This window comes from Bartonella sp. AP3QHHD (genome assembly GCF_042195765.1).
In the GTDB taxonomy this organism is placed as follows: Bacteria; Pseudomonadota; Alphaproteobacteria; order Rhizobiales; family Rhizobiaceae; genus Bartonella.
Map to the genome: position 1 here is coordinate 1 of NZ_JBHIPC010000087.1, position 14,386 is coordinate 14,386.

15 protein-coding genes, 2 tRNA genes and 2 pseudogenes are annotated in these 14,386 nt (G+C 38.8%); 15 read left to right on the plus strand and 4 right to left on the minus strand.

The genetic code is table 11. The features are described 5' to 3' along the window. The 3 genes from ACFIL7_RS06680 to ACFIL7_RS06690 all read right to left on the minus strand — a co-directional run. On the minus strand, positions 1-279 hold a 279-nt coding region (locus ACFIL7_RS06680; protein WP_375683463.1), incomplete at its 3' end, for a YqaJ viral recombinase family protein. Between the two features lies 1 nt (position 280). Then, positions 281-1,108: a recombinase RecT gene (locus ACFIL7_RS06685; protein ID WP_375683464.1), complete on the minus strand. Its 828-nt coding sequence runs from the start codon at positions 1,106-1,108 to the stop codon at positions 281-283. 74 nt (positions 1,109-1,182) lie between these two features. Continuing rightward, on the minus strand, positions 1,183-1,749 hold the full coding sequence (locus ACFIL7_RS06690) for a hypothetical protein (RefSeq protein WP_375634031.1): 567 nt from the start codon (positions 1,747-1,749) through the stop codon (positions 1,183-1,185). Between the two features lie 205 nt (positions 1,750-1,954). On the opposite strand from ACFIL7_RS06690, the gene ACFIL7_RS06695 reads away from it, so the two are divergent. The 5 genes and pseudogenes from ACFIL7_RS06695 (at position 1,955) to ACFIL7_RS06715 (ending at position 5,015) form a co-directional block, all read left to right on the plus strand. Beyond that, the gene (locus ACFIL7_RS06695; protein ID WP_375683465.1) at positions 1,955-2,929 is read left to right on the plus strand and encodes an alanine-zipper protein; all 975 of its coding nucleotides are present in this window, start codon (positions 1,955-1,957) and stop codon (positions 2,927-2,929) included. Between the two features lie 11 nt (positions 2,930-2,940). Beyond that, a complete protein-coding gene (locus ACFIL7_RS06700; protein WP_375643147.1) occupies positions 2,941-3,363 on the plus strand; it encodes a hypothetical protein in 423 nt (140 codons plus the stop codon). Positions 3,364-3,462: 99 nt separating this feature from the next. Further along, on the plus strand, positions 3,463-3,879 hold the full coding sequence (locus tag ACFIL7_RS06705; protein WP_375634036.1) for a hypothetical protein: 417 nt from the start codon (positions 3,463-3,465) through the stop codon (positions 3,877-3,879). 44 nt (positions 3,880-3,923) lie between these two features. Beyond that, positions 3,924-4,520 carry an AAA family ATPase gene (locus ACFIL7_RS06710; protein ID WP_375634038.1) on the plus strand — a complete coding sequence of 199 codons (597 nt, stop codon included), beginning with the start codon at positions 3,924-3,926 and terminating at the stop codon, positions 4,518-4,520. Between the two features lie 49 nt (positions 4,521-4,569). Further along, a pseudogene (locus ACFIL7_RS06715) lies at positions 4,570-5,015 on the plus strand (XRE family transcriptional regulator). A gap of 23 nt (positions 5,016-5,038) precedes the next feature. On the opposite strand, the gene ACFIL7_RS06720 reads toward ACFIL7_RS06715, so the two are convergent. Continuing rightward, positions 5,039-5,114: transfer RNA gene (locus ACFIL7_RS06720), tRNA-Val, on the minus strand. A 173-nt stretch (positions 5,115-5,287) separates the two neighbouring features. Here ACFIL7_RS06720 and ACFIL7_RS06725 point away from each other — a divergent pair. The 10 genes and pseudogenes from ACFIL7_RS06725 (at position 5,288) to nuoI (ending at position 14,373) form a co-directional block, all read left to right on the plus strand. Further along, positions 5,288-5,364: transfer RNA gene (locus ACFIL7_RS06725), tRNA-Asp, on the plus strand. A gap of 294 nt (positions 5,365-5,658) precedes the next feature. Further along, positions 5,659-6,024: an NADH-quinone oxidoreductase subunit A gene (locus ACFIL7_RS06730; RefSeq protein WP_005773599.1), complete on the plus strand. Its 366-nt coding sequence runs from the start codon at positions 5,659-5,661 to the stop codon at positions 6,022-6,024. Further along, on the plus strand, positions 6,015-6,596 hold the full coding sequence (locus ACFIL7_RS06735; RefSeq protein ID WP_375634040.1) for a NuoB/complex I 20 kDa subunit family protein: 582 nt from the start codon (positions 6,015-6,017) through the stop codon (positions 6,594-6,596). Before ACFIL7_RS06730 ends, ACFIL7_RS06735 begins: the two co-directional genes overlap by 10 nt. Positions 6,597-6,610: 14 nt before the next feature. Beyond that, positions 6,611-7,225, plus strand: a complete 615-nt coding sequence (locus ACFIL7_RS06740; protein ID WP_375634042.1) for an NADH-quinone oxidoreductase subunit C — start codon at positions 6,611-6,613, stop codon at positions 7,223-7,225. A 120-nt stretch (positions 7,226-7,345) separates the two neighbouring features. Beyond that, positions 7,346-8,536, plus strand: a complete 1,191-nt coding sequence (locus ACFIL7_RS06745; protein ID WP_375634680.1) for an NADH-quinone oxidoreductase subunit D — start codon at positions 7,346-7,348, stop codon at positions 8,534-8,536. Further along, positions 8,536-9,226 (plus strand): annotated as a pseudogene (gene nuoE / locus ACFIL7_RS06750) (NADH-quinone oxidoreductase subunit NuoE). Before ACFIL7_RS06745 ends, nuoE begins: the two are co-directional and overlap by 1 nt. A gap of 129 nt (positions 9,227-9,355) precedes the next feature. Beyond that, a complete protein-coding gene (nuoF, locus tag ACFIL7_RS06755; protein ID WP_375634679.1) occupies positions 9,356-10,660 on the plus strand; it encodes an NADH-quinone oxidoreductase subunit NuoF in 1,305 nt (434 codons plus the stop codon). A 68-nt stretch (positions 10,661-10,728) separates the two neighbouring features. Beyond that, positions 10,729-12,798, plus strand: a complete 2,070-nt coding sequence (nuoG, locus tag ACFIL7_RS06760) for an NADH-quinone oxidoreductase subunit NuoG (RefSeq protein WP_375634678.1) — start codon at positions 10,729-10,731, stop codon at positions 12,796-12,798. Between the two features lie 22 nt (positions 12,799-12,820). Continuing rightward, the gene (gene nuoH, locus ACFIL7_RS06765) at positions 12,821-13,867 is read left to right on the plus strand and encodes an NADH-quinone oxidoreductase subunit NuoH (RefSeq protein WP_375618184.1); all 1,047 of its coding nucleotides are present in this window, start codon (positions 12,821-12,823) and stop codon (positions 13,865-13,867) included. A gap of 14 nt (positions 13,868-13,881) precedes the next feature. Beyond that, positions 13,882-14,373, plus strand: a complete 492-nt coding sequence (gene nuoI / locus ACFIL7_RS06770) for an NADH-quinone oxidoreductase subunit NuoI (RefSeq protein ID WP_375634047.1) — start codon at positions 13,882-13,884, stop codon at positions 14,371-14,373. Positions 14,374-14,386 lie beyond the last annotated feature (13 nt).

The following is a 14,386-nucleotide window of genomic DNA, read 5'->3' on the forward strand; positions in this document are numbered from 1 at the left end:
GGGGTGTTGGATAAAGCCGCACTTTGTTATATTGGCATCATAAATGAAGCCATATTCTCTCAAGGCATCTTCTTCATGTTCGATACCCCATCTCATATCTTCAGTTTCATAATAGGGGCTTGTTTCGCCTGTTAAGCGCTCTGTTATGAGTTTGATTTTGTAGTCTTCATATTTGCTCGTAGGCAATCCTTTTGTAGTTTTATTGAGTATGTTGTAAATGTTTGATGCGGTGACTTTACCCAAGCGCGCTTGAAACCATTCTGCTGTTCTTTGTTCCATCTCACACCGCCGTTCTTTGTTCTTGTGGTGCATATTCTATATCTTGGACGTGAATATATTCGGCATCTTGTATAGGCGCCTCTATTTGCTTTTGTTGTAGGAAAGATTGTTCTTTTTCATGCTGTCTCTTTTGCAAAACATCCAAAATACTTTGTGCTACTTCATCAGGAAGATCTTCAAGCCTGTCGACTTGTGCATAATCAAGCACTTTTTCTTCTTCTGTTTGAGTGATGTTTATTAATTGTTTGATTTGCGTAAGCACATCATAAGAAACTAACTTCGTTTGTAGGTTATGGTTTGTTTCATTGATACGTTTTGCTTCATCTTCTTCATAAATACCGGAAAGCCCGAAAGCATAGCGAGCACACTGTATAGTAGCTTTATGGCGCAACATACGTGCGGGGTATTTTTTCCAAGGGTCACTGTGGTCTTGTTCGCATTCTTTGCGATATTCGGTGACTTCGATAGGGTCTTTAATGCCTTTGAGACGAATAGCACATTTGATAGCAATGATATTGCCATCCTCATTGATTTGATCTTGAAAGGTCATGCCATCAAAGTCAGAATTTGATTTGATGATCTTTATCCAACCGTCGATAGAAACAACGGGTATGATGCCGCCGCCTTTTTTAGGGAGTGCATAGATTTCTTTTGTTAAAGGGTTAAGTCCATAAGTATTGGCAACAAAAAGAAAAACGGCAAATTCTGCATCAGTGATGACACTAGCATTTTTATATCCAATACAAGTTTTTATGATTGTTTCTCGAAATTCTTCAGCAGAAAATCCATATTTTTCTGCCATTTCTTTTAAAAAAGTGGAATTTGTCATCTTGATTTCCTACATTGCGCGCAATTCACCCGTGGCGTGAATCACGCTGGTGTTTAAAAATTGGTTTTTCGGTGTTAGAAACGGCTTATGTAGCTTATATCGCTTGCTGAATAGTCACTTTCGTAGATGATTGAATTGCGTCCACGAATTTCAAGATTACCAGAAATATTTACATTATCGAAAATATATACTCCATCTAGAATTTTTATATTTCCGGAAATGTGTGCTTTATCACTTATATAAGCATCTCCATAGACACGGGCATTGCCATAAACATGGCCCAAAACTCGAGCCTCACCATAAATTTGTGCATTGCCGTAAATTTGCGCATCATATTCAACATATGCTCCACCGCAAACTTTTGCATTTTCATAAACACGCGCCCTGCCTGTAATTTTTGCGCGTTCAAATACTTGTGCATTGCCGAAAATCTTAGCGTCACCATAAACTATAGCTTTATGCCAAACCCAACAATCGCCTTCATGCGATAGGTTGTCTTCTTTTTGTATATAGCCGCCTAAGTAACCTTTTTTAATATTTCTAAAATCTCTTAATGCACGTATGCGATAAAGTTTTTTACTTTTATCGGTTCTTGTATCATGAAATTCTTTTATTTCATCAGTGAGCTCGTATTTTTTCATCTGGTCTTTTCTCCAGTTGAGATTCTTCTATTGTCATTAATCCTTTCTTATACAAATTTGATCCACACACTCATCCCACTTGTTATGTGCAAATGAGTGGTTTTGATTGATTCAAGATAAACAGCTTTGAAATGAGAGAATCCTACGTTATTCGAGACTCTCATTCAACATACAAAACAGTGAATTATCATTATAATTCAATGCATTGTCACAATCAGAGACAGCGGTAAGCACATCAGAAGAGGCAAAGGCTCTTTCAGAACAGACAAAGGATGCGTGTGATGAAGTTAAAGCCTCCATTTCCTCTGTTAAGAGAGTTGCCGAATCGGCGCAAACAGGAGTGGAACAAGCCTCGCAAACAGCTTCAGAAGCGAAGGGTTTGGCGGAAGCGGCGAAAAGTGCAGCAGAGAGTGTAACAGAGAAAGTAGATCAAGCACTAAGAGAGGCTAGCGATGCAAAATCTAAAGCAGAAGGCTTAGAAACAATAGCCAATGAAGCAAAATCCACGAGTGATCATGCAAGCCAAACCGCTTTGAGTGCAAAAAGTTTATCAGAAGAAGCCAAGGAAGTAGCCGAGACTGCGAAGTCGACAGCAGAAGAAGCGAAGAGTGTTGCGGAGCAAGCAAAAGAAGNTAGTTCATTAGACACGGTGACAGCAACGACAAATTCTGCGAATACAGCCGCCTCTGAGGCAAAAGCTTTAGCGGAAGAAGCAAAAAGTGCATTGACAGAAGTTCAAGAGAAGGCACAGAGGAACAGTGACAGTCTTTCTTTTCTTGAAGGTAGTGTAAATTCTTTTTCTACTTATTTTTTAGAGAATGTGCGTTTTGTTCAACCACAAAGAATTCGGGAAGCGGATTTGCAAAAAAGAAGAGGTATTATAATCAACAGCGGCGCATTTTTTCGCTGTTATCATGGTGGAGAGCATGGGAATAGGTACACCTTGCACCGTCTTACAAAGGGTGTGAGTTTTCTTATTACAAAACCTCTTGAAGCAGGCAAGGATTATTATATTTATCTTATACCAACCCTCACTAATAATAATGAGATCGGCTTTAATGTTTCGGACAATCCGACGGTTCATAAGAGCCATTTTTTAATCCTTTCTTATACAAATTTGATCCACACATTCATCCCGCTTTTGACGTGCAAGGGAATGATTTTGATTGATTCAAGATAAGCAGGTTTGAAATGAGAGAATCTTACGTTATTCGAGACTCTCAATCAACATACAAAACAGTAAATTATCATTATAAATCAATGTCTTGTCATCTAGCTACCGTGGATCACGATGAAAATGGCAATGTGATCTATGCAACCGATGAAAATGGAAATCCTATAAGAGACAGTCATGGAAACCCACAGCTGCAATATCATTATTTAACGGATGAAAAACAACAGAATTTACAAAAAGGTTCTGATGGCAAGGTTCATGTCTCCTTTAATGGCATCTTTACTCCACCAGAGGAAGCTGCTGTTTATGCGATTCAATATGCGAAGGATAAAAATGCACCACTTTATTTTGTTGTGTTCCCAGAAGCCAATTCTGCTATCTCAGAACTTCTGGTCGCGGGCTATCAGAAGCTTCTGGAAGGCAGACTTTTTTGGGATTGACCAATTCAACACAAGAAGCAAAAGATCTAATGTCTCGCTATGGTAACACAGGATTGCATTTTGATGCCCATAGTTGTGGCAGTTTGACAGGCTTTAATTATGATGAATTCTTTCAAACAAGAAGGTGTAAATGATGTAGCTGGCAATACAACGATCAATTTCCATGGACCAGCGGCTAATGTTTTAGTTGCATCCGGTCTGTTAGGTTATGTGAGTGATGGCAAACAAACCACTATTGGTTTTGATGGGAATAGATATGACTTTGTAAGCAGAATTATTAGCGGCAATGGCTATACTTATGAGACAATACCTGCTGGCAGTAACTGGTGGAAAGAAACATGGAACATGTTCACAAATACTTACAATCCCCATACTTGCCTTGGAGATGCGAGCCAAGCATGTCGGTATGTTTATGGCTCATCCAATCGAGTACAAAATAAGAAAAAAATCTTGGTATTGGTTTTCAGGAAGATATTGTTGATTGTGATGACAACGATGCTGTTAAGCAGCGTATAGGATTGATCAATGGTTATTTGAAGTCAGTAGTGAAGGAAGGTTGGGTGGATATTACTGAAGGGAAGAGCCTTTTTGATGATTGTATAATAGAAAAATCTAATAGTGGTTTTGTAGATTATTGTTTACAAATTAAAGCAAATAACCTCTTTTTTTATTTACATGAGAGAAGTAAAGGGTTTAGTTGTTTTTTTTGTTTTAAAGTCCTTACAGAAGTTCGCAGGCATAGAAGCAAAAATGGAATAATTTTTTTATTGGATGAGCCAGCAAATAATTTACATATTCACCCACAGAGAAAAATATTAAGCTCTTTACAAACTTTATCGAGCATAAAGGGCAATAAAGTAATTTATTCGACGCATTCCCCTTATCTTATTAACGACGATAATTTGGATAATTTATTTACCGTACGTAATGAAGCAAATGATTTTGAAGCGCCTCGAATTGTTTGTGAAAGATTTCTGGAATTAACTACATCTACTGAAGAAACTGTGAGGGCTGTTGAGCCTATTGTTCAAAAAACATGGATTACACACCTTGGAACAGGAGATGATTGGATTATAAAAAAATTTAATGGAGTTGCTGCTAATGCAAAGAAAGTAAATCACATTGCTGATTGCGTGAAACATATTATTGGTGGATAATTTTCTCAGTTTATGCCGTAAAGCTTATACTCTTACGAGTTTTATTTAAATGCTAACACCCTTTTGTAAAACTTTACGCAAACTTCGTATTGATCACTCCGAACGTCTCTTAGATATGGCTAAGAAATTAGACATATCTGTATCATTTTTATCTTCTGTAGAGATTAGCAAAAAATCTCTACCTATTGGCATGGAAGAAAAGATCATTGAACTCTATGATTTAGATCAAGAGGTAGCAGAAATTTTGAAAAGAGAATCGGATTCTTGTTGTAAAAGTTTCACTATAAAGTCTTCTGATACATTTAGATGTGAAGCTGTTGGTATGTTTGCTAGACTGATAAACATTATTTCACAAGAAGATTTAGAACTATTAAAAAATTGTTAGAGAAAGCTGGCAAAAAGAATGCGCTTTGTAAAGGAAAGAGTAAAAACCATATTCCCCTAACTTTATTTAGGCATCCCTTAATCTTTAAAAAATATATGAAGAATCAATAACTGAATAGGAATATAAAGCTATATGGTGGGCGATGAGAGACTCGAACTCCCGACATCCTCGGTGTAAACGAGGCGCTCTACCAGCTGAGCTAATCGCCCAATGCAATGATCAGCAATTGAATGGAAACTCTTTAAGGAAAAATTTTTCTAAACGCAAGAATAAAGATAGGATTTGATAATTTTTTTTAAAAATGCATAATCCTTCTTGACATAAACGCATGAACCCCTTACACGACCGCTTGTACCCAATTAAATTGGTTCGAAAAAAATGCGCGGGTGTAGCTCAGTTGGTTAGAGTGCTGGCCTGTCACGCCGGAGGTCGCGGGTTCGAGCCCCGTCACTCGCGCCATTTCGTGATTCCTTATAAAATTTCCTTTTTAAAATATCCATATGCTATGAGTAATGTGGTGGAGTGTTTGATTGGGGAATAAATATTTTCTTTCTTTTTATATGGTTTATAAGAATAGGGCTTGCGTCTTTCTTTGCTCTGCGTTACCTATGCCGATAAGAAAAGTATCGCTCTGTATGCCTTTGAAGCAGTATGAATAGAGTTAATAGAGCGATTGTTAAATTTGTCTGTTTGGTCACGCAATATTGAATCATTGTGTTAAACTCAGGCATTTCGTTACGATGGAAGAGGGTTATGGCTTATTTATTGAGCTCTTATTTGCCAGTCTTAATTTTCATTATTGTGTCAGCGGTTATTGCTGGAGTTTTGTTGATTACACCTTATATTGTAGCATATCGTTCCCCCGATCCTGAAAAATTATCGGCTTATGAATGTGGGTTTAATTCATTTAGTGATGCACGCATGAAGTTTGATATTCGTTTCTATTTGGTATCAATTTTATTTATTATTTTTGATCTTGAAGTTGCATTTCTTTTTCCTTGGGCTGTTTCATTCGAATCAATAGGTATGTTTGGCTTTTGGTCGATGATTGTGTTTTTAGCGATTTTGACTATTGGATTTATATATGAATGGAAAAAAGGAGCCCTTGAATGGAATTAAGATCTAATAATTCAACGATTGAGGCTCCAAAACCAAAAGGAATCATTGATCCAAATACTGGTGGGCTGATAGGATCTGACGATGAGTTTTTTCGTGATATCAATGCTGAATTGTCAGATAAGGGTTTTTTAGTTACCTCGGCAGATGCTTTGATTACTTGGGCACGTACCGGTTCTTTAATGTGGATGAGTTTTGGTTTGGCTTGTTGTGCTATCGAAATGATGCAATGTTCAATGCCTCATTATGATAATGAGCGTTTTGGATATGCACCACGAGCTTCACCCCGCCAGTCAGATGTGATGGTGGTGGCAGGTACTCTAACAAATAAGATGGCTCCTGCTTTAAGAAAAGTGTACGATCAGATGCCAGAGCCACGTTATGTGATTTCTATGGGATCATGTGCAAACGGTGGGGGATATTATCATTATTCCTATTCAGTAGTGCGGGGATGTGATCGTATCGTGCCTGTCGATATATATGTCCCAGGGTGTCCACCTACAGCAGAGGCATTATTATACGGCATATTGTTGCTACAGAAAAAAATCCGTCGTACCGGATCCATAGAGCGATAGAGAGTTTTCTTGTCATGGTGGATGAAACATTGGTTGAGCTTGCTGCTTATTTGGAAAACAAATTAAAAAATAAGCTTGAAGAGACTGTTCTTGCTTTTGGTGAATTGACCATTGTGGCACGTCTTGATGCAATTATCGATGTTTTAATGTTTGTTCGTGATGATTCTTGCTGTCAATTTATTAATCTTACAGACATTAGTGGTGTGGATTATCCTTCTCGCGATAAGCGCTTTGATGTTTCTTACCAATTGTTATCTCCTCGTGAGAATTTACGCTTACGTGTAAAAGTTCGTACAGATGAAAATACTCCTGTTGCTTCAGCTTGCACGGTTTATCCTGGCGCAGAGTGGTATGAACGTGAAACGTATGATATGTATGGGATTTTATTTTCAGGACATCCGGATTTGAGGCGGATTTTAACAGATTATGGGTTTGAAGGATATCCTTTACGCAAAGACTTTCCTGTGACAGGATTTGTTGAATGCCGTTATGATAATGAAGCAAAGAGGGTGATTTATGAGCCTGTTGTTTTTCGCCAAGAGATGCGTAATTTTGATTTTCTTTCTCCTTGGGAAGGAGGAGGACAGTATACTTTGCCATGTGATGGGAAAGCAGATGAAAAAAAATAATATTGGTTTTGATAAGGCATTATATTAGAGTACTGTATTTCTTAAATAATTAAATATTTTTTAGCGTGATAGATTTTTTGATATTTGATATGAAGTTTTTTAAAAAGCAAGGGGTTGATTGTGGCTGAGGTCAATGTTCGAAACTTTAATATCAATTTTGGTCCGCAGCACCCTGCCGCGCATGGGGTTTTGCGCATGGTTCTGGAGCTGGACGGTGAAGTTGTTGAGCGTGTAGATCCACATATTGGGTTGTTGCATCGCGGTACTGAAAAATTAATGGAAACAAAGACTTATATCCAAGCTGGTCCTTATTTAGATCGTTTGGATTATGTTGCTCCTATGAATCAGGAACATGCTTTTGTTCTTGCTATTGAAAAGTTATTAGATATAAAAGTTCCTAAAAGAGGGCAATTAATACGTGTTTTGTTTTCTGAAATTGGGCGTATTCTTAATCATTTGCTTAATGTAACGACACAGGCAATGGATGTTGGTGCTTTAACACCACCGCTTTGGGGATTTGAGCAACGTGAAAGATTGATGATTTTTTATGAGCGTGCCTGTGGTGCTCGTCTTCATGCAAATTATTTTCGTCCTGGTGGCGTGCATCAAGATTTACCAGAATCTTTAGTTGAGGATATTGGTGATTTTATTGATCCATTTCTTGTTTCTCTCGGAAAACTTGATGCGCTTGTGACCCCAAATCGGATTTTTAAGCAGCGTAATGTGGATATTGGCGTTGTAAGTATTGATGAAGCTTGGGCACGCGGTTTTTCTGGGGTTATGATTCGTGGAGCTGGTGTTCCATGGGATTTGCGTAAAAGTCAGCCTTATGAATGTTACGATGAAATGGAATTCGATATTCCTATAGGTAAAAATAGCGATTGTTATGATCGCTATCTTATTCGTATGGAAGAAATGCGTCAATCAGCGAAAATTATGCACCAATGTGTGGAGCGTTTACTGAGTACTGAAAAAAATGGACCGGTTTCGAGCTTGGATCGCAAAATTGTACCACCGACGCGGAGTGAAATGAAAAGCTCGATGGAAGCACTGATTCATCACTTTAAACTCTATACGGAAGGTTTTCATACACCTCCTGGAGAAGTATATGTTGCTGTGGAAGCTCCGAAGGGTGAGTTTGGTGTTTATCTTGTTTCTGATGGAACCAATAAGCCTTATCGTGTCAAGTTGCGTGCTCCTGGGTTTGCTCATCTCCAAGCTATGGATTTTTTAACCAGAGGTCATATGTTAGCAGATGCTACAGCTATTTTGGGTTCGATTGATATTGTTTTTGGGGAGGTTGATCGCTAATGTCCGTACGCCGTCTTGCAGATGATGTTTATCAGCCTGCGGAGTTTTCTTTTACAAAAGAAAATCAGATATGGGTAAAAAATACCATAAAAAAATATCCTGCAGGGCGTCAGCAGTCTGCTGTAATTCCATTATTAATGCGTGCTCAAGAGCAAGATGGTTGGGTGACACGTGCTGCAATTGAGCATATTGCTCAGATTCTTTCCATGGCTTATATCCGTGTCTTAGAAGTTGCGACTTTTTATACTCAGTTTCAGCTTAAGCCTGTTGGAACAAAAGCGCATATTCAAGTTTGTGGTACAACGCCTTGTATGTTACGTGGTTCTGATGAATTGATTAAAGTTTGTCAGAAAAAAATTCATCATGAACCTTTTGCGACCAATCAGGATGGAACCTTATCATGGGAAGAGGTAGAGTGTCTTGGTGCTTGTGTGAATGCTCCGATGGTTATGATTTTTAAAGATACTTATGAAGATCTTACAGCTGAACGCCTTGAAGAAATTATTGATGCATTTGAAGCAGGGAAGGGTTCTGAGATAGCGGTTGGTCCGCAAAATAGTCGTAAATCGTCGGAACCGATTAGTGGTTTAACTTCTCTTATTGATGATGAGAAAGAAAAAAAGATCTCTCAAGTCTTCACCAAAAAAGGATAAGGAAAGAATGGGGAACATAATTAAGTATTTTTCTTGAGAAAATATTTTATTATTCTACCCATGATGGCAACATTTAACGAAAAGTAAGAAGTCTTGAAAAGATATTTAAAAATTGCATTTGAGGAAAAGCGGAAAATGCTATGGGTAATAGAAAAAAAGGTGGGGTATGCTAGCTGATAAAGATCGTATCTTCACCAATATTTATGGTTTAAAAGACAAATCATTAAAGGCTGCGATGTTGCGTGGGCATTGGAATGGTCTGAAAGAAATGATTGACAAAGGTCGTGATTGGATCATTGATGAAGTGAAGGCATCGGGTTTACGCGGTCGTGGTGGTGCTGGTTTTCCTACTGGAATGAAGTGGTCCTTTATGCCAAAGCAGAGTGATGGGCGTCCTCATTATTTGGTTGTCAATGCCGATGAATCTGAACCTGGAACTTGTAAAGACCGTGATATTTTACGTCATGACCCCCATACTTTGATTGAAGGATGTGCAATCGCTACTTTTGCTATGGGAGCCAATGTTGCTTTTATTTATATTCGTGGTGAATATATTCGTGAACGTGAAGCGCTTCAAGCTGCCGTTGATGAATGCTATGATGCGGGTTTACTTGGTAAAAAAACGAAATATGGGCATGCTTGTGATATTGTTATTCATCATGGAGCTGGTGCTTATATTTGTGGTGAAGAAACGGCTCTTCTTGAAAGTCTTGAGGGGAAAAAGGGACAACCTCGGCTTAAACCGCCATTTCCTGCCAATATGGGGATTTATGGCTGTCCAACAACAGTAAATAATGTAGAGTCTATTGCCGTTGTTCCAACGATTTTGCGGCGGGGGGCTTCGTGGTTTTCATCAATCGGACGAGCAAATAATGTTGGAACGAAATTATTTATGGTTTCAGGGCATGTTAATGCACCTTGTACATTTGAAGACGCTCTTGGTGTTTCATTCCGTGAATTAATTGAAAAACATACGAGTGGTGTTCGTGGTGGATGGAATAATCTTTTAGCAGTTATTCCAGGGGGGGCTTCTTGTCCAGTCGTTCGTGGTGAGGATATGATCGATGCGATCATGGATTTTGATGGGATGCGAGATGTCGGGTCTTCTTTTGGCACAGGGGGAATGATTGTTATGGATAAATCAACCGATATTATCAAGGCAATTTGGCGTATAGCTGCTTTTTTCAAGCACGAGAGTTGTGGTCAGTGTACACCGTGTCGTGAGGGGACGGGATGGATGATGCGTCTTTTAGGGCGTATGGTTGAGGGAAGAGCGCAAAAACGCGAGATTGATCTTTTGTTTGAAGTGTCTAAACAGGTTGAAGGACACACTATTTGTGCGCTTGGTGATGCTGCCGCATGGCCTGTACAGGGGTTGATACGTAATTTTCGTCCGGAAATCGAGCGTAGAATTGATGAATACACGCGAAATGTAGTCCAAAGCAAAAATATTGCTTTAGAAGCGGTTTAATAAAGGATTTTGTTTTAAGAGCAACCGAATGCAAATTTTAAGTGGGTTATCTGCAGGTTGGATGGGTGATGATAAATATCAAAGTTGATGGCAAAGAGATTGAAGTTCCTGATTACTACACGTTGCTTCAGGCTGCTGAGGCGGCTGGGGTAGAAATTCCACGTTTTTGTTTTCATGAATCTTTGTCAATTGCTGGAAATTGTCGTATGTGTTTAGTTGAGGTTAAAGGTGGTCCTCCAAAACCTCAGGCTTCTTGTGCTATGGGGGTTCGTGATTTACGATTAGGGACTAACGGTGAGGTACCTGAGATTTTTACCAATACGGAGATGGTAAAAAAAGCACGTGAAGGTGTTATGGAATTTCTTCTCATTAATCATCCTTTGGATTGTCCAGTGTGTGATCAAGGGGGAGAGTGTGATCTTCAAGATCAAGCAATGCTTTATGGACGAGATTGTTCTCGTTATACAGAAAATAAACGTGCTGTAGAAGATAAATATATTGGACCTCTTGTCAAAACTGTTATGACACGATGTATTCATTGTACACGGTGTGTTCGTTTTACAACGGAAGTTGCAGGTATTTCTGAGCTTGGTTTGATCGGTCGTGGTGAAGATGCTGAAATTACGACGTATCTTGAAAAAGCTATGACATCTGAATTACAGGGAAATGTTATTGATCTTTGTCCAGTGGGAGCTTTAACTTCAAAACCTTATGCGTTTCATGCCCGTCCATGGGAATTGGTAAAAACGGAATCGATTGATGTGATGGATGCGCTTGGTAGTGCTATCCGTATTGATAGCCGCGGCCGTGAAGTTATGCGGATTATGCCGCGTACAAATGAAGATGTAAATGAGGAATGGATCTCTGATAAAACGCGTTTTATTTGGGATGGATTACGGAATCAGCGGCTTGATAAGCCATATGTACGCAAAGATGGAAAGCTTCAACCTGTCAGTTGGACAGAAGCTTTTGCAAAAATCAAAATGGTAATCTCTAAAATTTTTCCAGAAAAAATTGGAGCCATTGCGGGGGATCTTGCTTCTGTTGAAGAAATGTATGCCCTTAAAGCATTATTGAGCTCTTTGGGCTCAACGCTTTTTGATTGTCGTCAAAGAGGGGGGGCTTTATCGCCAGAGTTTGGGCGCTCGAGTTATATTTTTAATCCTACAATTGTAGGTATTGAACAGGCTGATGCACTGCTTATTGTGGGATCTAATCCACGTCATGAAGCAGCTGTTTTAAATGCGCGTATTTTAAAGCGCCAACGGATGGGCAATTTTCCTATTGCATTAATTGGAGAGAAAGTCGATTTACGTTATCCTTATTCTTACCTTGGATCTGGGAGTGATACATTAACGACACTTATTCGTGGAGAGGATGTTTTTTTTAATGTCTTAAAAGAAGCGAAGAGGCCCCTTATTCTTATCGGAGAGGGAGCGGTTTCAGGAAATGAAGGTTTATCTGTTTTAAAAAGTCTTGCTAAATTAGCTGATAATATTGGTGCTCTTAGTGAGACATGGAATGGGTTTGGGGTTCTTCATAATGCAGCATCAATTGTTGGAGGGTTGGACATAGGCTTTACTTCTAAGCTTGGGGTTGCAAATATACTTAAAACCTGTGAAGTTCTATTTTTGCTTGGTGCTGATGAACTAGAATTAGCCAATACAAAAGCTTTTACAGTTTATATTGGGAGCCATGGTGATAATGGTGCACATGCTGCTGACGTTATTTTGCCTGCATCTGCTTACACTGAAAAATCAGGGCTTTATGTGAATACAGAAGGACGTGTTCAAATGACAAATCGGGCTGGTTTTGCTCCAGGTGAAGCAAAAGAAGATTGGGCTATTTTGCGTGCTTTATCGGATATTTTAGGACAAAAGCTCCCTTTTGATTCTCTCTCTCAATTAAGGCAATGCTTGTTTAACGATTATCCACACCTTTGTGCTGTTGATGATATAGTGCCTTCTGATATAAGTGGTCTTAAGGCGCTTGGTTCAAAAATGGTTTCTCTCGAGAGTCAAGCATTTACTTCTATGGTTAAAGATTTTTATTTAACAAATCCGATAGCACGTGCTTCTGCTGTTATGGCTGAATGTTCATCTCTTGCAAAAAACCATGCTACACAAACAGTAAAGTAAGGGCAAAGGAAAAGGAATAATGATGTATGATTTCTTTATGACTTGGCTGTTGCCATTACTCATTATAATCGGAAAAACACTTCTTCTTTTGGTCGTTCTTTTGGTCTTAGTTGCTTATCTTCTTTATGCAGATAGAAAAATTTGGGCAGCGGTACAATTGCGTCGTGGACCAAACGTTGTTGGACCATGGGGTTTGTTACAGTCTTTTGCAGATTTAATTAAATTTGTTGTTAAGGAGCCTATTATCCCTGCAGGTGCAAATAAGGGTGTTTTTCTTTTAGCTCCTTTTGTTTCAGCGACACTTGCTTTATCAACTTGGGCTGTTATTCCTGTCAATGAGGGTTGGGAGGTTGCAAAGATTAATGTTGGCTTGCTTTATATTTTAGCCATTTCATCTCTTGAAGTTTATGGTGTTATTATGGGGGGATGGGCATCAAATTCAAAATATCCTTTCTTAGGAGCTCTTCGTTCGGCGGCACAAATGGTTTCTTATGAAGTTTCCATTGGTTTTGTGCTTGTGACTGTCATTTTAATAAGTGGTTCGTTGGATCTCACAACAATTGTTCATAAACAAAGTTCTGGAATTGGTACAACTCTTGGTCTTCCTTTTAACAGCTTTCTCGATTGGAATTGGTTGGTCCTTTTTCCAATGTTTATTATATTTTTTATTTCTGCGCTCGCAGAGACAAACCGTCCTCCATTCGATTTGGTGGAAGCAGAATCTGAACTTGTTGCTGGTCATATGGTTGAATATTCTTCAACGCCTTACATGCTCTTTTTTCTTGGTGAATATGTTGCGATTGTTTTAATGTGCGCATTAACAACTATTCTATTTTTAGGCGGTTGGCTGCCTCCTTTAGATGTTTGGTGGCTTAATTGGGTTCCTGGTATCATTTGGTTTGTTTTAAAAGTCTGTTTTGTATTTTTTTGGTTTGCTATGGTCAAAGCATTTGTTCCACGTTATCGCTATGATCAGCTTATGCGGCTTGGTTGGAAGGTTTTTCTTCCTCTCTCACTAGCAATGGTTGTGATAACTGCTGCTTTTTTAAAGTTTACGGATTTCGTTTAAGAGGAGATGTTACGATGTCAGGTTTTATTCAGGCGGCAAAGTCACTTCTTCTATTGGAATTTGTGAGTGCTTTTTTCTTAGCTATGCGTCAATTTTTTTCACCAAAACCCACGATTAATTATCCTTATGAAAAAGGTTTTGTATCTCAGCGTTTTCGCGGTGAGCATGCATTGCGTCGCTATCCAAATGGTGAAGAACGGTGTATTGCTTGTAAATTATGTGAAGCGATTTGTCCTGCTCAAGCGATTACAATTGAAGCTGGGCCACGGCGCAATGATGGTACACGTAGAACTATCCGTTATGATATAGACATGGTTAAATGTATTTACTGTGGTTTTTGTCAAGAAGCCTGTCCGGTTGAGGCTATTGTCGAAGGTCCAAATTTTGAGTTTGCGACGGAAACACGTGAAGAACTTTATTATGATAAAGAAAAACTTTTATTGAATGGAGATCGATGGGAGCGAGAAATTGCTCGAAATATATTGATGGATGCGCCTTATCGTTAAGTGTATCGTTAAA